This is a genomic window from Kitasatospora sp. NPDC059673 (genome assembly GCF_042734215.1).
Classification (GTDB): domain Bacteria; phylum Actinomycetota; class Actinomycetes; order Streptomycetales; family Streptomycetaceae; genus Kitasatospora.
In genome coordinates, this window is record NZ_JBHWEN010000014.1 from 120,183 (window position 1) to 137,611 (window position 17,429).

Sequence of the window (17,429 nt, forward strand, 5' to 3'; positions counted from 1 at the left end):
ACTGGTGATGGAAGGCCGGGGTTTCCCCGGTCGGGGCGGTCCCAACCCATGACTTTGGCCGACTGCCGAACGATCAGTTCCGGTCATGGCTCAAGGGCCTGCTCGGGGCCGTCGGGGCGGGGGCGCGGGGCAGGTCAGGACCACCCGCAAGGGGGCGTGTCAGCGGCGGCGGATTGACGCCCGGTCAATGGCGGGGCGGGTGATACCGGATCAGGTCCGCTGCCGGCGGCGCATCGCCACCGCGGCGGCGGCCGCCCCGGCCGCCACGCCGAGCGCGGCCGCCGCGGGGATGCCGATCCGGGCGGCCTTGCGCCCGGTGCGGAAGTCCCGCACCCGCCAGCCCATCGCCCGGGCGTGCCGGCGCAGCGCCGCGTCCGGGTTGATCACGTACGGGTGGCCGACCAGGCTGAGCATCGGGATGTCGTTGGCGGAGTCGCTGAACGCGGCGCAGCGGGCCAGGTCGAGGTGTTCGCGGCGGGCCAGGGCCTGGACCGCGGCGGCCTTGGCGGGGCCGTGCAGCATGCCGCCGACCAGCCGTCCGGTGTACTCGCCGTCGCGGGTCTCGGCGACGGTGCCGAGGGCGCCGGTCATGCCGAGCCGGCGGGCGATCAGCCGGGCGACCTCCTGCGGGGCGGCGGTGACCAGCCAGGCCCGCTGTCCGGCGTCCAGGTGCATCTGGACCAGGGCGCGGGTGCCGGGCCAGACCTTCTCGGCCAGGACGGGCTCGAAGATCTCCTCGCAGATCCGTTCCAGGTCGGCGGTGCGCTTGCCCGCGACCAGGCTGAGCGCGCTGTCCCGGGCGTCGGCGATGTGGTCGGCGTTCTCGGCGCCGCGCAGCCGGAACGAGGCCTGCTGCCAGGCGAACCGGGCCAGGTCGCGGCGGGTGAAGAAGCGCCGCCGGTACAGGCCGACGCCGAGGTAGAAGATCGCGGCGCCGCGCAGGATGGTGTTGTCGCAGTCGAAGAACGCGGCGGCCCGGACGTCGCCGGGCACCGGGGTGTGGTCGCCCTCGGGGGCCTTGGGGCGGCCGGGCTCCGTGCCGTCGGGAGCGAGCTGTTCCTGGGCGGCGTCGGCCGCGGCCTCGCCCGCCAGGACGGTCCGTTCGTCGGTGGAACGCCTCGACCGGGTGAGCCTTCGCAGCGCTGCCATGCGACGAGCATAGTCAGCCGGGGCGCCCGACCCCGTGACCGAGGAGTGCCGCACCGGTGAACGAGGGGCATCCGGGGCGCCGCCGTGAGCGCCTGCACAATGAGTGGCGTGAGCCTGCTGCGACGTGCGAAGAAGAACCCGGCCGACACCACGGTGACGCTGATCGGCAAGCCCGGCTGCCATCTGTGCGAGGACGCCCGGGCGGTGATCCTCAAGGTGGTCGGCGAGCTCGGCGTCGGTTTCGAGGAGAAGGACATCCTGCAGGACGCGGCGCTGTACGAGCAGTACGCCGAGCAGATCCCGGTGACGCTGATCGACGGCCGGCAGCACGACTTCTGGCGGGTGGACGAGACGCGGCTGCGCAAGGCGCTGGCCTGACCGCCGGGCCGGTGTGACCCTCCTCGCACCCGCCTGTCCCGCCTTGCCTTCGCAGGCGTTCGGCGGTCTCGGCCCTGGGATTTCCACCGGCTTCCGGCTTACCATCGAATGGTTGTCCGCCGGGGGCTGTGCAAGAGGAGGGCGCGATGAACGGCTATGCCGTCGTCGACGTCGAGGCCACCGGTCGTAGCCCCTGGCGCCACCGGGTGGTCGAGGTCGCCGTGGTGCAGCTGGACGCCGCCCTGCGCACCGAGCGCGTGTTCGCCACGCTGCTCGATCCGGCCGGGCCGGTGGGGCCGACGCACGTGCACCGGATAGCGCAGGAGGACGTGGTCGGCGCGCCCCGGTTCCGGCAGATCGCGCCGTGGCTGCTGGAGCTGCTGGCCGGCCGGGTGCTGGTCGGACACCACGTGACCTGCGACCGGGCGTTCCTGGAGCGGGAGTTCGCGCGGATCGGCGTGGTGCTGCCGGTGCTGCCGGCGGTGTGCACGATGCGCCTGGCCCGCCGGGTGCTGCCGCAGGCGGGTGGTTTCGGACTGTCCGCGTGCGTGGAGGCGGCCGGGCTCGGCTGGTTCCCGGCGCACACCGCGCTCGGCGACGCCCGGGCCACCGTCGAGCTGCTGCGGCACTGCCTGCGGATCGGCTGCCCGGCGGAGGAGCTCGTTCCGGCCGTCGCGACGGTGCCGTGGCCGCGGCTGGCGGCGGCCCGTTCGGCGCGTTCCCCGGGGTCGGTCCGACTGCTGCGCCGGTGGGCTCCGCTGGGCCCGTGGCCGGCCGGAGTGGAGGGGGCGCGTCCGTTGGTCGGCGCGGCGGGTTACGAGTGATGCGTGTCACTGTTCGGGGACAAATCGGACACCATCTTTGTGCACACGTTCACAAACGCATAGCCTGGCGGTCCAAGCCCAGCTTCACCCACAGGAGCAACGTGGCAATCGGCCGACCCTCACCCAGCAGTTCGCAGACGCCCGACCCGGGCGCCGCGCGCCGGACCTCGCGTGCGCGAGGCATTCCGGAGGCGACGGTGGCCCGTCTCCCGCTCTACCTGCGGGCGCTGACCGCGCTGTCCGAGCGTTCCGTGCCGACCGTCTCCTCCGAGGAGCTGGCCGCCGCGGCCGGCGTGAACTCCGCCAAGCTCCGCAAGGACTTCTCCTACCTCGGGTCCTACGGCACCCGTGGCGTCGGCTACGACGTCGAGTACCTCGTCTACCAGATCTCCCGCGAGCTCGGCCTCACCCAGGACTGGCCGGTCGTCATCGTCGGCATCGGCAACCTCGGCCACGCGCTCGCCAACTACGGCGGCTTCGCTTCCCGCGGCTTCCGGGTGGCCGCCCTGCTGGACGCCGACCCCAACGTGGTCGGCAGCACCGCCGCCGGCCTGCCGGTACGGCACATGGACGAACTGGAGGACATCGTCGTCTCCCAGCACGTCTCCATCGGTGTGATCACCACCCCGCCCGGCGCCGCCCAGCTGGTCTGCGACCGCCTGGTCGAGGCCGGCGTCACCAGCATCCTGAACTTCGCGCCCACCGTGCTGACCGTCCCGGACGGCGTGGACGTACGCAAGGTCGACCTGTCGATCGAGCTGCAGATCCTCGCCTTCCACGAGCAGCGCAAGGCCGGCGACGAGCCCGCCGCCGGCGACTCGGTGCTCGACCGCGCCCCCGGGCCGGTCCGCGCCGCCGCCGCCAAGCTGCGCCGCGCCGCCGGCGGCGGCAAGGGCGAGCAGGCGAAGAACACCCCGGCCGCCAAGGGCGCCAAGGGCCCCGAGGACGACCTGTCCGCGGTGATGCCGGCGTGAGCACCAACATCCGTCACGACGAGGTGGGGGCATGAGTCTTCTGGTAGTCGGTCTGAGTCACCGGACCGCACCGGTCGGCGTACTGGAGCGCGCCGCGCTCACCGGCGAGAGCCCGACCCGGCTGCTGCACGACGCCGCCGCCTCGGCGACCGTCGCCGAAGCGGCCCTGGTCAACACCTGCAACCGGATCGAGCTGTACGCCGACGTGGACAAGTTCCACGCCGGCGTCGCCGAGCTGTCCCAGCTGCTCGCCGGGCACAGCGGCGTCGACCTCGACGAGCTCACCCCGCACCTGTACGTGCACTACGAGGACCGCGCCGTCCACCACCTGTTCTCGGTGGCCTGCGGCCTGGACTCGATGGTCGTCGGCGAGGGCCAGATCCTCGGCCAGCTGCGCGACGCCCTCGCCAAGGCCCAGGACGAGCACACCGCCGGCCGCGGCCTGAACGAGCTGTTCCAGCAGGCCCTGCGGGTCGGCAAGCGGGCGCACAGCGAGACCGGCATCGACAAGGCCGGCCAGTCGCTGGTCACCTTCGGCCTGGAGCAGGTCGCGCTCGGCGCCGGCCCGATCACCGGCAAGCGCGCCCTGGTGGTCGGCGCCGGCTCGATGAGCTCCCTGGCCGCCGCCACCCTGGTCCGGGTCGGCATCACCGACCTGCAGATCGCCAACCGCACCCCGGCCCGCGCCGAACGACTGGTGGAGATCCTCGGCAGCGCCGCCCGCACCCTGGACTTCGACAAGGTCCCGCAGGCCCTCGCCGACGTGGACCTGGTGATCTCCTGCACCGGCGCGGCCGGCACCGTCATCGACGCCGCCGAGGTGACCGCCGCCCTCGCCGCCCGCAGCGCCGAGCAGCCGCTCGCCTTCCTCGACCTCGCCATGCCCCGCGACGTCGACCACACCGTGCACCAGCTCGACGGCGCCCTGCTGGTCGACCTGGAGAGCCTCTCCCACGCGCACGCCGCCACCCCCGGTGCGGGCGACGTGGACGCCGTCTCCACCATCGTCAGCGACGAGGTCACCGCCTTCGGCCAGGCGCAGCGCGCCGCCCGGATCGCCCCCACCGTGGTCGCCCTGCGCGCCATGGCCTCCGAGGTGGTCCGCAGCGAACTCGCCCGGCTCACCTCCCGGCTGCCCGACCTGGACGAGCGCTCCAGCGCGGAGATCTCGCAGGCCGTGCGCCGGGTGGTCGACAAACTGCTGCACGCCCCGACCGTCAAGGTCAAGCAGCTCGCCGCCGAACCCGGCGGGGCCTCCTACGCGGAAGCCCTGCGCGAACTGTTCGACTTGGACCCCGCCGCAGTGCACGCTGTCTCCGGCACCCCGACCGGCGACCGGGCCGGGTCCTCGATCCCGGCCGGCGGTGTCCCCGCCGCCCAGGCCGCCGTCGCCCCGCCCGCCGGAGCACCCAGATGAACACCCCGTCAGCCCCCCAGCACGACCAGGACGATCACCTCATGAATGGTCCAGAGACAGTGACGCCGCTGCGCCTCGGTACCCGCCGCAGCGCCCTCGCCATGGCCCAGTCGGGCATGGTCGCCGAGGAGGTGGCCAAGATCACCGGCCGCCGGGTGGAGCTGGTCGAGATCACCACCTACGGGGACGTCTCCCGGGAGTCGCTGGCGCAGATCGGCGGCACCGGTGTGTTCGTCTCCGCGCTGCGCGACGCCCTGCTGGAGGGCCGCATCGACCTGGCCGTCCACTCGCTCAAGGACCTGCCGACCGCCGCCCCCACCGGGCTGCTGCTGGCCGCCGTCCCCGAGCGCGAGGACGTCCGGGACGCCCTGGTCGCCCGCGACGGCCTCGGTCTGGCCGAGCTGGTCGGCAAGGCCGACGGCCGCACCGTCCGGATCGGCACCGGCTCCCCGCGCCGGATGGCCCAGCTCAACGCCTGGGCCCGGGCGCACGACGCGGACCTGGAGACCGTCGCGATCCGCGGCAACGTCGACACCCGCATCAACTACGTCACCTCCGGCGAACTCGACGCCGTGGTGCTGGCCACCGCCGGCCTGAACCGGCTCGGCCGCTCCGGTGAGATCACCGAGCACCTCGACACCGCGCTGATGCTGCCCGCCCCCGGGCAGGGCGCGCTCGCCGTCGAGTGCGTCGACCCGACCCTGGCCGCCGTGCTGTCCCGGCTCGACCACATCCCCACCCGGGCCGCCGTGGTCGCCGAGCGCGCCCTGCTGGCCACCCTGGAGGCCGGCTGCTCCGCGCCGGTCGCCGCGCTGGCCACCTGGGCCGGCACCGAACTGCGCCTGGACGGCGCGGTCGGCACCACCGATGGCGCCGAACTGCTCAAGATGTCCGCCAACGGCCCGCTCGTCCTCGACGAAGCCGCCGAGGAGCAGGCCGCGGCCCTGGGCCGCGCCCTGGCCACCCGGCTGCTCGACGCCGGAGCGGCCAACCTGATGGGGGAGCGCGCCCGATGACCGCCGCCGGATTCCACCCGCCCGCAGGGCGCTGCACCTTCCTCGGCGCCGGCCCCGGCGACCCCGGGCTGCTCACCCTGCGCGCCGTCGACGTGCTCAGCACCGCCGACGTGCTGATCGCCGACCCGCTGACCGCCGCCGCGGTGCGCACCCACTGCCCCAGCGGCGTCCAGGTGCTCGACCCGGCCGACGCCGGCAAGGAGCTGAGCGACCTGGCCGCCGACGCCGTCCGGGCCGGCCGCCACCTGGTCCGCACCGTCGACGGCGACCCCGGCCTGGACGGCTGCGCCGCCCAGGAGATGCTGCGCTGCGCCAAGGCCGGCGTCCCGTTCGAGGTCGTCCCCGGCGTCGCCCAGTCGGTGGGCGTGCCCGCCTACGCGGGTGTGCCGCTCCGCGGCTCCCAGGGCGCGGACGTCCGGTTCGTGGACGGCGAGGCGCTGCTCGGCGGCCAGCTGGTCGACCTCGGCGCGCCCGAGACCACCCTGGTGGTGCGCACCACCCTGGGCCAGCTGCCCGCGACCGCCAACGCCTTGGTGGCGCACGGCCGCAAGCCCGACGCGGCGCTGTCGGCCACGCTGTCCGGCACGACCACCCGGCAGCGCACCTTCACCTCCACGCTGGCCGCCATCGCCGCCGACCTGAAGGCCGCCCGGGTGCTGCCCTCGCCGGTCTCCGCCCCGGTGGACCCGGCGACCTCGGTGATAGCCGTGGTGGGCGAGCAGGTCGCCCACCGCGCCTCGCACTCCTGGTTCGAGACCAAGCCGCTGTTCGGCTGGAACGTGCTGGTGCCGCGCACCAAGGAGCAGGCCCACGGCCTGTCCGAGCAGCTGCGCTCGTACGGCGCGGTGCCGCAGGAGGTGCCGACCATCGCGGTCGAGCCGCCGCGCACCCCGCAGCAGATGGAACGCGCGATCAAGGGCCTGGTCACCGGCCGCTACGAGTGGATCGCCTTCACCTCGGTGAACGCCGTCAAGGCCGTCCGGGAGAAGTTCGAGGAGTACGGGCTCGACGCCCGCGCGTTCGCCGGCATCAAGGTCGCGGCGGTCGGCGAGACCACCGCGCAGGCGCTGGTCGACTTCGGCGTGAAGCCGGATCTGGTGCCGTCCGGCGAGCAGTCCGCCGCCGGTCTGCTGGAGGACTGGCCGCCGTACGACCCGGTGTTCGACCCGATCGACCGGGTGCTGCTGCCGCGCGCCGACATCGCCACCGAGACCCTGGTGGCGGGCCTGGTCGAGCTCGGCTGGGAGGTCGACGACGTGACGGCGTACCGCACGGTGCGCGCCTCGCCGCCGCCGGCCGAGACCCGCGAGGCGATCAAGGGCGGCGGCTTCGACGCGGTGCTGTTCACCTCGTCCTCGACCGTCCGCAACCTGGTCGGCATCGCCGGCAAGCCGCACAACGTGACCGTCATCGCCTGCATCGGCCCGGCCACCGCCAAGACGGCGGAGGAACACGGCCTGCGGGTCGACGTGATGGCCCCGGCCCCGTCCGCGTCCGCGCTCGCCCAGGCGCTGGCCGACTTCGGGGCCAACCGCCGGGACGCCGCCACCGCGGCGGGCGAGCCGGTCTACCGGCCGAGCGAACGCCGCCCCGGTTCGCGCCGCAAGGCGCGCTGACCCTCCGTCAGGGGGAGGCCACCGAGCCTCCCCCTGACGGCTTTTCCGTGACTCAGGGAGCCTTCGAAGTGTCCGCCGAATTCCCGTCCGTCCGCCCGCGCCGCCTGCGCTCCACCCCCGCGATGCGCCGCCTGGTCGCCGAGACCCGGCTCCACCCGGCCGAGCTGATCCTGCCCGCGTTCGTCCGCGAGGGCATCACCGAGCCGAAGCCGATCACCTCGATGCCCGGCGTCGTCCAGCACACCCGCGACACCCTGCGCCGGGCCGCCGTCGAGGCCGCCGAGGCCGGGCTGGGCGGCATCATGCTGTTCGGCGTCCCCGAGGTGCAGGACGCGGTCGGCTCCGAGGGCACCAACCCCGACGGCATCCTGCAGGTCGCCATCCGCGACGTGGTCTCCGAGGTCGGCGACGCCCTGGTGGTGATGTCCGACCTGTGCCTGGACGAGTACACCGACCACGGCCACTGCGGCGTGCTCGCCGAGGACGGCTCGGTCGACAACGACGCCACCCTGGAGCGCTACGCCGAGATGGCCGTGGTGCAGGCCGAGGCGGGCGTTCACCTGGTCGGCCCGTCCGGGATGATGGACGGTCAGGTCGGCTTCATCCGCCGCGCCCTGGACGACGCCGGCTACCAGGACACCGGCATCCTCGCCTACACCGCGAAGTACGCCTCTGCCTTCTTCGGCCCGTTCCGGGAGGCCGTCGGCTCCTCGCTCAACGGCGACCGCAAGACCTACCAGCAGGACCCGGCCAACGCCCGCGAGTCGCTGCGCGAGCTGGAACAGGACCTCGCCGAGGGCGCGGACATGGTGATGGTCAAGCCCGCGATGGCCTACCTGGACATCCTGCGCCAGATCGCCGACGCCTCCCCGGTGCCGGTCTCCGCCTACCAGGTCTCCGGCGAGTACTCGATGGTCGAGGCCGCCGCCGCCAACGGCTGGATCGACCGCGAGCGCACCATTCTGGAGACCCTCACCTCGATCCGCCGGGCCGGCGCCGAGCAGATCCTCACCTACTGGGCCACCGAGGCCGCCCGCCTGCTGCGCTAGGGGTGCACGAAGAGGGGCGCGGGGAACTGCGCGAAGCGGAAGGCACTCAACCGCAAGATCGCGACGCAGGCCAATGACTGGCACGTGATCGCGACCTTGCGGATGTGCGCTGGTTGCTCGCGCAGGTCACCGCGCCCGCAGGCTTTCGTGGGGTCAGCCGATGGCGGCGATGCCGCCACCGCCGCCGCCGACCGCCTCGTCGGTGGCCCAGCCGCCGCCACCGCCCATGGTGAAGATGTGGTCGGTCGCGGCGAAGCCGCCCTCGTGGCCCGCGATGAAGGGCTCGTGGGCGGTGATCACGCCCTCCTCACCGCCACCGGCGACGACGTGCGCACAGGCGGGGGAGGCGATGCCGGCCAGGGCGAGTGCGGCGACGGTGGTGATGACGGCCTTGCCCAGCTTGCTCTTCATGGAGAGTTCCTCTCTGCGTCGGGTGGTGTCCCTACGTCAACACGGGGGTGCGGCTGGCGGGCCGCTGCACGCGCCCGCCGGTGCTCCGATCACCCGATCGCGCCGCGAACGAACGGGTGGGGTAAGGCCGGAGACACGAAACCGCCGGGCCCGGGGCTGGCCCCGGACCCGGCGGTCGGCTGTGACCGGGGAAGATCAGCCGATCAGGTGGCTGACGCCACCGTCGCCGCTGCCCACGGTGTTCTGGCCCACGACGCAGGTCTGGGTCGGGTGGTTGTCCAGAACGTCGGCCTTGATCGGGACGGCGATGCCGATCAGGGCGGCGACGGCGACGTTGTCGATCTCGGGCAGGCAGATGTTCGGGTTGTCCAGCACGTGGTTGTTCGGGCTGTGGTTGCCTTCGGTGCCGGTGTGGTTGGTGCCGCCGTTGCCCTGGAGCGAGGTGGCGGAGCCGTCCGCGTCGCCGATGGCCATCGCGGGGGCGGCGGACATGGCGAGACCGGCGGCGACGACGCCGACGGCGGCGAGAGCCTTCTTGATCATGGGGTCATTCCTTTTCGGATCTGATGGAGTGGAGCAGCACCCCTGACGCGTGGCTCGCGCCGGGGCCACCGCCCGGCCGGGGGAACGGACCGGGCGGGTCGTGGGGCGCGGAGCTGGCGGCTCCGCGCCGGAGGGCGGTGACGGGGCGTCAGCCGACCAGGTGGGAGACGCCGCCGTCGCCGCTTCCGACGGTGCCCTGGCCGACCACACAGGTCTGCTTGGGCTGGTTGTTGAGCGCGTCGACCTCGACCGGGATGGCCACGCCCAGCACTGCCACGCCGATGTTGTGGATCTCCGGCAGGCAGATGTTCGGGTTGTCGGCGAAGTGGAAGTTCGGGCTGTGGTTGCCCCAGGTGCCGCTGGAGTTGGTGCCGCCATTGCCCTGGATGGTGGCGGCCGAACCGTCCGCGTCGCCGATCGCGACGGCAGGGGTGGACACCGCGGCCAGCGCGGCGGCGGCCAGGCCGACGGTGGCCAAAGACTTCTTGAGCATGGTCGAGATACCTCTCTGAAATACCGTTCGAGGGGTGCTGCCCCGTCGTCGTCGGGATCAAAGAATGGCGAACAGGAAAGTTACGGGGGCGGAGAAAATTCGTCGAGGATCACCGGTTTCTCCGCGCGCCAGTCGGATTATTAGGCCGTTCCGGTTAACTGCCGCTATCCGTGGGGGAGGTGGCTCGTTCGCCAGGGTGCGCGCGACGCACCCGAAGTACTTCACGGTTGCTGGCGGCATAAGAAGTCATACGGAATGACCGACGTACCGAATTACCGGATACCCGAACGGACGGCGAACACCATGAAGCTCTCGAAGCGGGCCACGGGCGCCCTGCTGCTGGCGGTCGGCGCCGGCGTGGCGGCGGCGCAGGGCGTGGCCCAGGCGGCGGCGAAGACCCCGACCGAGGTGGCCGCGCTGGAGGACGGACTGGCCACCAGGGAGGTGCCGTTCAGCATTCCGCTCAGCACGCCGAACTCGCCGCTGCCGCTGCTCGCGGACGGCGGCGAGATCCACGGCGGCATCCCGAGCTCGCCGCTGCTGCCGCCGAGCGGGACGGGCCAGAGCCCGACCGAGCCGATCCCGGACCAGGTGCTGCCGGCCCTCAACGGCACCAAGCTGGGCCCGTCGCTGGGCGCCCGGCTGCCGCTGCCCGAGGTGGACAAGGGCGCCACGCTCGGCACCCTGGACCTGGACGCGCCGCCCGCGCCGCTGAACCTGGGCGGCCCGGCGGTGGGCCTGGGCCGGCCGGTCACCTTCGTGCAGGGCGAGAGCGGCCGGCTGACCGATGCCGCATTGAGCCTGGACAAGGTGGACCCGCACGTGGTGACCGCCCCCGTGCAGGCTGTACCGGGCGCCAAGGCCTCGCTCGGCGGCGAGCAGGACCAGATCTCGGTCACCGACTCGGTGAAGACGCTGGCCGCCACCACCACCGCCATCAGCGGCGAGATGCTCGACCAGGCCAACCCGGTGCGGACCCTCACCGGCGCGCTGGACCGGACGCAGGCCTGACGCGGCGACACCACACAGTCGTACGGCCCGGTTGCTCCTTGCGGAGGCCGGGCCGTACGACTGTCCGGGTGGGCGTCAGAGCGGCAGTGCGTTGAGCAGCGGGCCGGCCAGCGGGAGGTCCTTGGCCCCGCCGCCGGCGGACAGCGGCTTGGTGAGCGTGCCGGTGCCGATCGGGCCGAGACCGTTGTCGGGGACCACGGCGACGCCGTTGTTGAACACGTCCGCGCCGGAGTTGGCCCACGGGTCGAGCCGCAGGTCCTTGGCCGGGGCGATTGCGTAGCCGAGCGCGGAGGTGGTGCCGCCGAGGGCCTGCTGGGCGTCGGTGGGCTGCAGATGGGTGGCGGGCAGCGGGAGCCCGGCCAGCTGTTCGGTCTCGGCGTGCGCGGTCTGGGCGGTGACGGCGCCGAGCAGCAGCGCGGTGCCGAGCGCGGCCAGCGCTCCGGTGGTCTTCCGGGACATCGGCCATTCCTTCGGGGGAGGGGACTTCGGGAGGACAGGTACGTCGGGTTAACGAGTCTTCGGGGTGCTGGGTACTTCGACGTGCCGGGTACTTCGGGGTGACGCGCACCTCGGTGCGACGCGTACTTCGGGGTGACGCGCACTTCGAGGCGATGGGGACGAGCACTGCCCCCCGGCCGGTGGCCGAGGGGCAGTCTGCACGGGTCAGCGATCGGCCGGGTCCGGTCAGTCGCAGTCCTCGTCCGCCTGCTCGTGGTGGTGGTGCTCGTGCTCGTGCTCGTGCTCGGCCGGCGGCTGCGCGTGCTCGTGCTCGACCGGCTCCGCGGCCTCCTCGCGCTCGACACCCCCGTCGGCGTTGATGCAGGTGTTGCCGAAGGCCGGGTTCAGCAGGCCGACGACGTTGATCGAGTTGCCGCACAGGTTGATCGGGACGTGGACCGGGACCTGGATCAGGTTGCCGGAGAGCACGCCGGGGGAGTTGGCGGCGACGCCCTCGGCCTCGGCGGAGGCGTTGGCCAGGCCGGCCGAGCCGAGGACCAGGCCGGCGGCGGCGACGGTCAGGACCGCGGCCTTCTTGATGTTGCGCATGAGGGTTGATCTCCTAGATCGCAGCAGGGAGTTGGTGTGCCGTGTGGCGCGGTACGGCGTCGGGCGGTTCAGCCGGCGTTGACGCAGGTGTTGCCGAAGGCCGGGTTCAGCACGCCGATGAGGACGTCGATGGTGTTGCCGCAGACGTTGACCGGGACGTGGACCGGGACCTGGATCAGGTTGCCGGAGAGCACGCCGGGGGAGTTGGCGGCGACGCCCTCGGCCTCGGCGGAGGCGTTGGCCAGGCCGGCCGAGCCGAGGACCAGGCCGGCGGCGGCGACGGTCAGGACCGCGGCCTTCTTGATGTTGCGCATGGTTCTTTTCTTCCTCACGTTCTGCCCGACTGTGGATGGTCGGGTGTCGGGCGATTCGCATCATCGCCCGCTGTTTTCCGGATGCGCCGTGAATGTCACTCACGCGGCTCAAGACCCGCGTGTCGCCCGTGGCTTGGGCGGTGCGCTCCACTTCGGGGGTGCGCCGGCGACTGCTCGCTCAGCAGCGTTTCGCCAGGAAGAACGAACCAGTGCGGCGGGGGAAACGGGCGAGTTCGCCGAACGTCCGGGCCGTTCACCCGAATGCTGCGGTTACGCCGGACGGGTGATTGTCCGAAGAGCATCGCAACTGATCCGGAGTGGCTTCGTTGGCTGAGTGCACGTCCCGTGTGCTTCCTTCCGGTAGCCCCGGCGCGGCAATTGGAAGATCTGATTTATCGAGGAGACTCAAATGAGCATCAAGAAGGCTGCCGCGGTCGGCGCCGCTGTCGTGGGCATCGTCGCCGCCGGTGCGGGCTCCGCCCTGGCGAGCAGCGAGGCCGAGGGTGTCGCCGCCGGTTCCCCCGGCGTGATCTCGGGCAACGAGATCCAGGTCCCGGTGCACGTGCCGATCAACCTGTGCGGCAACACGATCGACATCATCGCGCTGCTGAACCCGGCGTTCGGCAACACCTGCGTCAACGGCGGCTGACGGCTGCGGCTGGTCGGTCGAGCCGCCGCCCACACCCTCCTGCGGGGGTGTGGGCGGCGGCTCATCTGCGTTGGCGGGGGGTCGGCCTGACGGGCCGTCGCAGCCGCTGTGGCCGCATCGCTCCGCGAGTCTTGTTGTGTTACCTGTCAGTACCTAGCATGTGAGCCTGCCTCATGTTCGCCGGGCTCCGGCCCGGTTCCCCCATGCTCCGCGCCGCCCGGCGCCCGTCGGGCGTACCCCCACCCCCGCAAGGAGTCATGAGTGTCCAGGACACCTATGGTCCGCCGCAGGTCCCCCGCCCTGCTCGCCACCGCCGCGCTGCTGGCCGCCCTCGGCCTCGGCTCCGGCCTCGGCGGCGCGGCCACCGCCCAGGCCGCCTCGCCCAGCGCGGGCAAGCCCGCCGCGATCGTCGCCCTCGGCGACAGCGCGATCTCCGGCGAGGGCGCCGGCACCGACACCAACGACGACTACGTCCCCGGCACCGACAGCCCCACCAACTACTGCCACCGCTCCACCAAGTCCGAGATCTTCGTGACCCAGCTCCCCGGCGTCACCCCGATCGACCTGGCCTGCTCCGGTGCGCAGACCGGTGACCTGGTCAGCGACCCCGAGCTGGCGAAGATCACCGGACCGGGCAGCGGCGACTTCGGCGAGGCCAAGCAGGACGTCCAACTGGCCGCCACCGCGGCCAACTACGACGTGAAGATGGTCGTCGTCACGATCGGCGCGAACGACGACTTCGAGTTCGCCGGCATCATGATGTCCTGCCTGGCCCAGTACTTCCCGATCCCGCAGTCCCAGGGCTGCCGGGACACCATCGGCAGCGCCGAGATCACCCGGCGCGCCGCCGGGGTCAAGCCCAAGGTGACGGCCGCGCTGACCAACATCCGCAACACCATGCGCAAGGCCGGCTACTCCGACGACTCCTACCAGCTCGTCTACCAGTCGTACTTCAACCCGATCACCCCCGACATCCGGCGCAACGACTACGTCGGCAAGGTCGCGGACGGCTGCCCGGCCTTCCCCGAGGACCTGGCCTGGGGCCACAACTGGGTCGTCCCCACCCTGAGCGACGCACTGCGTGAGGCCGCCGCCGGCGTGCCGGGCGTGCGCTACCTCGACCAGCGGCGGGTGGCCTTCGGGCACGAGGTCTGCGCGGAGTGGACCAGCTCGCCGTACGAGTACACCAACGGCGACGTGATCGACCTGTCGGAGAGCACCCGCAACGGCTGCGACAGCCCGATCTCCATCCCGGGCCTGTGCATGAACAACGTCCGCCAGTCGTACCACCTGCGGGTGGCCGGCTACGCCGCCGAGGCGGCCTGCCTGCGGCAGTTCTACCAGCAGGCCGGGCTCGGGCAGGCGTTCTGCTCGCTCAACCAGCAGAACACCACCTCGATCACCGCGCTCACCCCCGGCAAGCCGTTCCCGGACACCGCCGAGGACGGCGCCTGGTACCAGCTCACCAACCAGGCCAACGGCAAGGTGCTCGACCTGTCCGGCGGCGGCACCTACGGTGACTCCACCAACGGCCGCGTCGCGATCACCTATCCGGCCACCGGCGGGCTGAACCAGTCCTTCGTGTTCGAGGCCAAGGCCGGCGGCTCCTTCGAACTCGACTTCAGCGGCAACCGCAACATGTGCCTGGACGCCTCCGGCGCCTCCACCGCCCCTGGCACCCAGCTCCAGCAGTGGGGCTGCAACGGCGGCGGCAACCAGCACTGGATCCTCCAGCCGGTCGGCGACGGCACTTACAAGCTGGCCGACTCCCAGGACCCGACCAAGCTGGCCACCGCCTCCGCCAAGACCGATGCCCAGGGCAACCCGCTGGTCCAGCTGGCCGCCGACAACGGCTCCGCCGCGCAGCACTGGCAGCTGACCAAGCTCGGCATCGTCTACCTGCACGGCTGAGACCTGCACGGCTGAGACCAGCACGGCTGAGACCAGCACGGCTGATCGACGCGGGCTGACGGGCGCGCAGTGGCTCTCCGTCAGCCCGCACCCAGCCGGGCGGCCGCACCCGGTGGCATCGGGTACGGCCGCTCCGGCGGCAGCAGCGCGGCGTCCCTGGTGGCGTGCAACTCGCGGGCCAGCGGCGTCAGATCCTCGATCCGCACCAGCCACTCCCCGGCGTAACGGCGCACCAGCTCCCCGCTCAGCCCCAGTTGCAGCGAGCGGTAGGGCAGCGGTCGCAGCCGCAGATCCCGCTCCGGGTCCCACTGCACGCGGGCCGGGCTGCGTCGCAACGCCCGCTGCCACTCCGCCTTCGAGGCGTGCAGGCCCGGCTTGTAGCCGCTCAGCACCGCCGCCTCCAGCGCGGCGTCGAACCCCTGACGGGTGATCACCACGCCGAGGATCCGTTCCTGCCCCGCGCTCCGCGCCCAGTCGCTGCGGTACATCAGCCAGCGGAACGACGGCTTGATCCACGTCATCCGCTCCCGCGAGAACGCCTCCGGCCACCGCCCGTCGGCCACCGCGGGGTCGGCGATCTCGGGCCGGAACGCCTGGTAGACCGTCACCGTTTTCGCGTCGTAACGGGCCCTGACCTGCCTCTTCGGCACCTCGTCCATCCGCCCATCCTGTCCCGGCCGGGGTGCCCCGCGCCCGCGATTTTCGCCTGTCCCGGGCCGGGGGGAGTGACGATCGGCGCCATGGACCTGCTCGCCCAGTCCGTTCGAGTGTGCTGGGTCCGAACCCCCTGGTGGTGGACGGCTGATTCCCCGACTGGTCTAGTCCTGTCGTTGACAGCGGTGGCGGACCGGCCCGACCATGTGAGCCGTCCCACAGTGCTCTGCCTGGAGGTTCCCGTGCCCAGCCCCTCTGCGGCCGATTTCGTTGCCGCCGCCCATGCCGCCATCGACAAGGTCAGCAGCTCGCAGACCGAGGAGGTCGCGAAGGCCGCCGAGCTGATCGCGGACGCGCTGGCCGCGGACGGCATCGTGCAGGCGTTCGGCACCGGGCACTCCGAGGCGTTCGCGATGGAGATCGCCGGGCGGGCCGGCGGGCTGGTGCCCAGCAACCGGATCGCGCTGCGCGACGTGGTGCTGTTCGGCGGGCGGCCGGTGGAGATCCTGTCCGGCTCGGAGCTGGAGCGCGGCACCGAATCCGCGGCGATGCTCTGGGAGTTGACCGACCCGCACCCGGCGGACCTGTTCATCCTCGCGTCCAACTCCGGCGTCAACGGCTGCGTGGTCGAACTCGCCCGGCTGGCCAAGGAGAACGGCCACCCGCTGATCGTCGTCACCTCCGCCGAGCACACCGCGGGTGTTCAGCCCAAGCACCCGTCCGGCCTGCGGCTGCGCGACTACGCGGACGTGGTGCTGGACAACGGTGCGCCGTTCGGTGACGCCGTCCTGCCGATGGCGGGTGGCGGCCGGGCCTGTGGCATCTCCTCGATCACCGCCGCGCTGCTCGGTCAGCAGATCATCGCCGAGGTGATCCGCCGGATCGAGGAGAGCGGCGGCGTCCCGCCCGTCTACCTGTCGGCGAACATCCCCGGCGGCGACGAGCACAACAACAAGCTGGAAGCGCTGTACGCCGGCCGCATCCGCCGCACCGCGTGATGAGCGCGCCGTTGGTGCTCGGCCTCGACGTGGGCGGCACCAGCACCCGGGCGCTGGTCGCCACCCTGGACGGGCGGATCCTCGGTACCGCGCACGGTGCCGGGGGCAACCCCGTCGCGCACGGTGCGGAGGCCGCCGTCCGGGAGATCGGCGGGGCCGTCCGGGCCGCGCTGGCCGGGCTCGACCCGGCCCGGGTGGCGGCGGGCGTGATCGGCCTCGCGGGCGGCTCGCTCGCCCCGCCGGAGCTGCTGGCACTGTGGCCCGCCACCGGACTGACCGTCACCCCGCGCCTGGTCGGCGACGCCGAGCTCGCCCACGCGGCCGGGACCGCCGCCGCCGACGGCACCCTGCTGCTCAGCGGCACGGGCGCGATCGCCGCCGAGATCCGCGACCACGCGCTGCGCCGCACCGCCGACGGCCACGGCTGGCTGCTCGGCGACCGGGGCTCCGGCTTCTGGCTGGGCCGCGAGGCCGTCTCCGCCGCGCTCACCGCCGTGGACCGGGCGCTGCCGTTCGACGGGCCGTCACTCCAACTGCCGGGCCTGGCCGGTGCGATCGCCGACGCCCTGGTCGGGCCGGGCGGCCTGGGCCGCGAGCCGCGCTCCGCGCTGATCGCCGCCGCCCATGCCGAGGCCCCGGCCCGGCTGGCCCGGTTCGCCCCGATCGTCCTCGACCGCGCGGCGGCCGGTGACCCGGTGGCCCTCGCCCTGGTCGAACGCGCCGCCGACCATCTGATCGACACCCTCGCCCTGGTGCGCGAACCCGACTCGCCACTGCCGCTGGTGCTGGCCGGCGGCCTGCTCGCCTCCGCGACGCCGCTGGCCGCGCAGCTGCGCCCCCGGCTGGCCGCGCGCTGGCCCGACGCGGAGGTCTTCACCGCCCGCAACGGTGCCGGTGCCGCCGCCTGGCTCGCCGCCCGGACCCTGGGGCACGGAACGGAGGAGCTCCACCGCCGTCTCACCGCGTGAGCCGGCG

Annotated in this window: 20 protein-coding genes; 12 read left to right on the forward strand and 8 right to left on the reverse strand. The window is 72.9% G+C overall.

The genetic code is table 11. From position 1 onward, the window contains the following. Window positions 1-210: 210 nt before the first annotated feature. Window positions 211-1,149: an HAD family hydrolase gene (locus tag ACFV18_RS18345; RefSeq protein ID WP_380484336.1), complete on the reverse strand. Its 939-nt coding sequence runs from the start codon at window positions 1,147-1,149 to the stop codon at window positions 211-213. A 99-nt stretch (window positions 1,150-1,248) separates the two neighbouring features. On the opposite strand from ACFV18_RS18345, the gene ACFV18_RS18350 reads away from it, so the two are divergent. From ACFV18_RS18350 to hemB, 7 genes are all read left to right on the forward strand, one after another. After that, window positions 1,249-1,527, forward strand: a complete 279-nt coding sequence (locus ACFV18_RS18350) for a glutaredoxin family protein (RefSeq protein WP_380484338.1) — start codon at window positions 1,249-1,251, stop codon at window positions 1,525-1,527. A 146-nt stretch (window positions 1,528-1,673) separates the two neighbouring features. Continuing rightward, the gene (locus ACFV18_RS18355) at window positions 1,674-2,351 is read left to right on the forward strand and encodes an exonuclease domain-containing protein (RefSeq protein ID WP_380484340.1); all 678 of its coding nucleotides are present in this window, start codon (window positions 1,674-1,676) and stop codon (window positions 2,349-2,351) included. Window positions 2,352-2,452: 101 nt separating this feature from the next. Next, complete coding sequence (locus ACFV18_RS18360; protein ID WP_380484341.1) at window positions 2,453-3,325, forward strand: redox-sensing transcriptional repressor Rex; 873 nt, start codon at window positions 2,453-2,455, stop codon at window positions 3,323-3,325. A 31-nt stretch (window positions 3,326-3,356) separates the two neighbouring features. Continuing rightward, window positions 3,357-4,742 carry a glutamyl-tRNA reductase gene (locus ACFV18_RS18365; RefSeq protein WP_380484343.1) on the forward strand — a complete coding sequence of 462 codons (1,386 nt, stop codon included), beginning with the start codon at window positions 3,357-3,359 and terminating at the stop codon, window positions 4,740-4,742. 41 nt (window positions 4,743-4,783) lie between these two features. Further along, window positions 4,784-5,758 carry a hydroxymethylbilane synthase gene (gene hemC / locus ACFV18_RS18370; protein ID WP_380484345.1) on the forward strand — a complete coding sequence of 325 codons (975 nt, stop codon included), beginning with the start codon at window positions 4,784-4,786 and terminating at the stop codon, window positions 5,756-5,758. Further along, the gene (locus tag ACFV18_RS18375; RefSeq protein WP_380484347.1) at window positions 5,755-7,374 is read left to right on the forward strand and encodes a uroporphyrinogen-III synthase; all 1,620 of its coding nucleotides are present in this window, start codon (window positions 5,755-5,757) and stop codon (window positions 7,372-7,374) included. The genes hemC and ACFV18_RS18375 overlap by 4 nt, the downstream gene beginning before the upstream one ends. Before the next feature lie 68 nt (window positions 7,375-7,442). Continuing rightward, complete coding sequence (gene hemB / locus ACFV18_RS18380) at window positions 7,443-8,423, forward strand: porphobilinogen synthase (protein WP_380484348.1); 981 nt, start codon at window positions 7,443-7,445, stop codon at window positions 8,421-8,423. Window positions 8,424-8,576: 153 nt separating this feature from the next. Here the strand turns inward: hemB and ACFV18_RS18385 are convergent, their stop codons facing one another. The 3 genes from ACFV18_RS18385 to ACFV18_RS18395 all read right to left on the reverse strand — a co-directional run bounded on the left by ACFV18_RS18385 (window position 8,577) and on the right by ACFV18_RS18395 (window position 9,870). Beyond that, entirely contained in the window at window positions 8,577-8,834 is a 258-nt protein-coding gene (locus tag ACFV18_RS18385; RefSeq protein WP_380484349.1) for a hypothetical protein, read from the reverse strand. Between the two features lie 195 nt (window positions 8,835-9,029). Continuing rightward, a complete protein-coding gene (locus ACFV18_RS18390; RefSeq protein WP_380484351.1) occupies window positions 9,030-9,377 on the reverse strand; it encodes a rodlet layer protein in 348 nt (115 codons plus the stop codon). Window positions 9,378-9,525: 148 nt separating this feature from the next. Continuing rightward, on the reverse strand, window positions 9,526-9,870 hold the full coding sequence (locus ACFV18_RS18395; protein WP_380484352.1) for a rodlet layer protein: 345 nt from the start codon (window positions 9,868-9,870) through the stop codon (window positions 9,526-9,528). Between the two features lie 255 nt (window positions 9,871-10,125). Here ACFV18_RS18395 and ACFV18_RS18400 point away from each other — a divergent pair, with 255 nt between their 5' ends. Beyond that, the gene (locus tag ACFV18_RS18400; protein WP_380484354.1) at window positions 10,126-10,881 is read left to right on the forward strand and encodes a hypothetical protein; all 756 of its coding nucleotides are present in this window, start codon (window positions 10,126-10,128) and stop codon (window positions 10,879-10,881) included. Between the two features lie 75 nt (window positions 10,882-10,956). Here ACFV18_RS18400 and ACFV18_RS18405 read toward each other — a convergent pair whose 3' ends face one another. The 3 genes from ACFV18_RS18405 to ACFV18_RS18415 all read right to left on the reverse strand — a co-directional run bounded on the left by ACFV18_RS18405 (window position 10,957) and on the right by ACFV18_RS18415 (window position 12,242). After that, the gene (locus ACFV18_RS18405; protein WP_380484356.1) at window positions 10,957-11,340 is read right to left on the reverse strand and encodes a hypothetical protein; all 384 of its coding nucleotides are present in this window, start codon (window positions 11,338-11,340) and stop codon (window positions 10,957-10,959) included. A gap of 225 nt (window positions 11,341-11,565) precedes the next feature. Continuing rightward, entirely contained in the window at window positions 11,566-11,928 is a 363-nt protein-coding gene (locus ACFV18_RS18410) for a chaplin (RefSeq protein ID WP_380484357.1), read from the reverse strand. Window positions 11,929-11,996: 68 nt separating this feature from the next. Next, entirely contained in the window at window positions 11,997-12,242 is a 246-nt protein-coding gene (locus ACFV18_RS18415) for a chaplin (protein ID WP_380484359.1), read from the reverse strand. A gap of 409 nt (window positions 12,243-12,651) precedes the next feature. Between ACFV18_RS18415 and ACFV18_RS18420 the strand changes: the two genes are divergently transcribed. Next, a complete protein-coding gene (locus tag ACFV18_RS18420) occupies window positions 12,652-12,891 on the forward strand; it encodes a chaplin (RefSeq protein WP_380484361.1) in 240 nt (79 codons plus the stop codon). Between the two features lie 261 nt (window positions 12,892-13,152). After that, window positions 13,153-14,802 (forward strand): RICIN domain-containing protein, encoded by a 1,650-nt coding sequence (locus ACFV18_RS18425; protein WP_380484362.1) that lies wholly within the window; start codon window positions 13,153-13,155, stop codon window positions 14,800-14,802. Between the two features lie 80 nt (window positions 14,803-14,882). On the opposite strand, the gene ACFV18_RS18430 is transcribed toward ACFV18_RS18425, so the two are convergent. Beyond that, entirely contained in the window at window positions 14,883-15,461 is a 579-nt protein-coding gene (locus ACFV18_RS18430) for a DUF4291 domain-containing protein (protein WP_380484364.1), read from the reverse strand. 237 nt (window positions 15,462-15,698) lie between these two features. Here ACFV18_RS18430 and ACFV18_RS18435 point away from each other — a divergent pair, with 237 nt between their 5' ends. Together ACFV18_RS18435 and ACFV18_RS18440 are read left to right on the forward strand one after the other, a co-directional pair. Next, window positions 15,699-16,454 carry a sugar isomerase domain-containing protein gene (locus ACFV18_RS18435; RefSeq protein ID WP_380484366.1) on the forward strand — a complete coding sequence of 252 codons (756 nt, stop codon included), beginning with the start codon at window positions 15,699-15,701 and terminating at the stop codon, window positions 16,452-16,454. Next, complete coding sequence (locus ACFV18_RS18440; RefSeq protein WP_380484368.1) at window positions 16,454-17,422, forward strand: N-acetylglucosamine kinase; 969 nt, start codon at window positions 16,454-16,456, stop codon at window positions 17,420-17,422. Before ACFV18_RS18435 ends, ACFV18_RS18440 begins: the two co-directional genes overlap by 1 nt. The last annotated feature ends 7 nt before the right edge of the window (window positions 17,423-17,429 follow it).

What these genes read in the sequence shown, in the direction of transcription:
- ACFV18_RS18345 (WP_380484336.1), bottom strand. Translation starts at nt 1,149, where the DNA reads ATGGCAGCGCTGCGAAGGCTCACCCGGTCGAGGCGTTCCACCGACGAA.
- ACFV18_RS18350 (WP_380484338.1), top strand. Translation starts at nt 1,249, where the DNA reads ATGAGTGGCGTGAGCCTGCTGCGACGTGCGAAGAAGAACCCGGCCGAC.
- ACFV18_RS18355 (WP_380484340.1), top strand. Translation starts at nt 1,674, where the DNA reads ATGAACGGCTATGCCGTCGTCGACGTCGAGGCCACCGGTCGTAGCCCC.
- ACFV18_RS18365 (WP_380484343.1), top strand. Translation starts at nt 3,357, where the DNA reads ATGAGTCTTCTGGTAGTCGGTCTGAGTCACCGGACCGCACCGGTCGGC.
- hemC (WP_380484345.1), top strand. Translation starts at nt 4,784, where the DNA reads ATGAATGGTCCAGAGACAGTGACGCCGCTGCGCCTCGGTACCCGCCGC.
- ACFV18_RS18375 (WP_380484347.1), top strand. Translation starts at nt 5,755, where the DNA reads ATGACCGCCGCCGGATTCCACCCGCCCGCAGGGCGCTGCACCTTCCTC.
- ACFV18_RS18385 (WP_380484349.1), bottom strand. Translation starts at nt 8,834, where the DNA reads ATGAAGAGCAAGCTGGGCAAGGCCGTCATCACCACCGTCGCCGCACTC.
- ACFV18_RS18390 (WP_380484351.1), bottom strand. Translation starts at nt 9,377, where the DNA reads ATGATCAAGAAGGCTCTCGCCGCCGTCGGCGTCGTCGCCGCCGGTCTC.
- ACFV18_RS18395 (WP_380484352.1), bottom strand. Translation starts at nt 9,870, where the DNA reads ATGCTCAAGAAGTCTTTGGCCACCGTCGGCCTGGCCGCCGCCGCGCTG.
- ACFV18_RS18400 (WP_380484354.1), top strand. Translation starts at nt 10,126, where the DNA reads ATGACCGACGTACCGAATTACCGGATACCCGAACGGACGGCGAACACC.
- ACFV18_RS18405 (WP_380484356.1), bottom strand. Translation starts at nt 11,340, where the DNA reads ATGTCCCGGAAGACCACCGGAGCGCTGGCCGCGCTCGGCACCGCGCTG.
- ACFV18_RS18410 (WP_380484357.1), bottom strand. Translation starts at nt 11,928, where the DNA reads ATGCGCAACATCAAGAAGGCCGCGGTCCTGACCGTCGCCGCCGCCGGC.
- ACFV18_RS18415 (WP_380484359.1), bottom strand. Translation starts at nt 12,242, where the DNA reads ATGCGCAACATCAAGAAGGCCGCGGTCCTGACCGTCGCCGCCGCCGGC.
- ACFV18_RS18420 (WP_380484361.1), top strand. Translation starts at nt 12,652, where the DNA reads ATGAGCATCAAGAAGGCTGCCGCGGTCGGCGCCGCTGTCGTGGGCATC.
- ACFV18_RS18430 (WP_380484364.1), bottom strand. Translation starts at nt 15,461, where the DNA reads ATGGACGAGGTGCCGAAGAGGCAGGTCAGGGCCCGTTACGACGCGAAA.
- ACFV18_RS18440 (WP_380484368.1), top strand. Translation starts at nt 16,454, where the DNA reads ATGAGCGCGCCGTTGGTGCTCGGCCTCGACGTGGGCGGCACCAGCACC.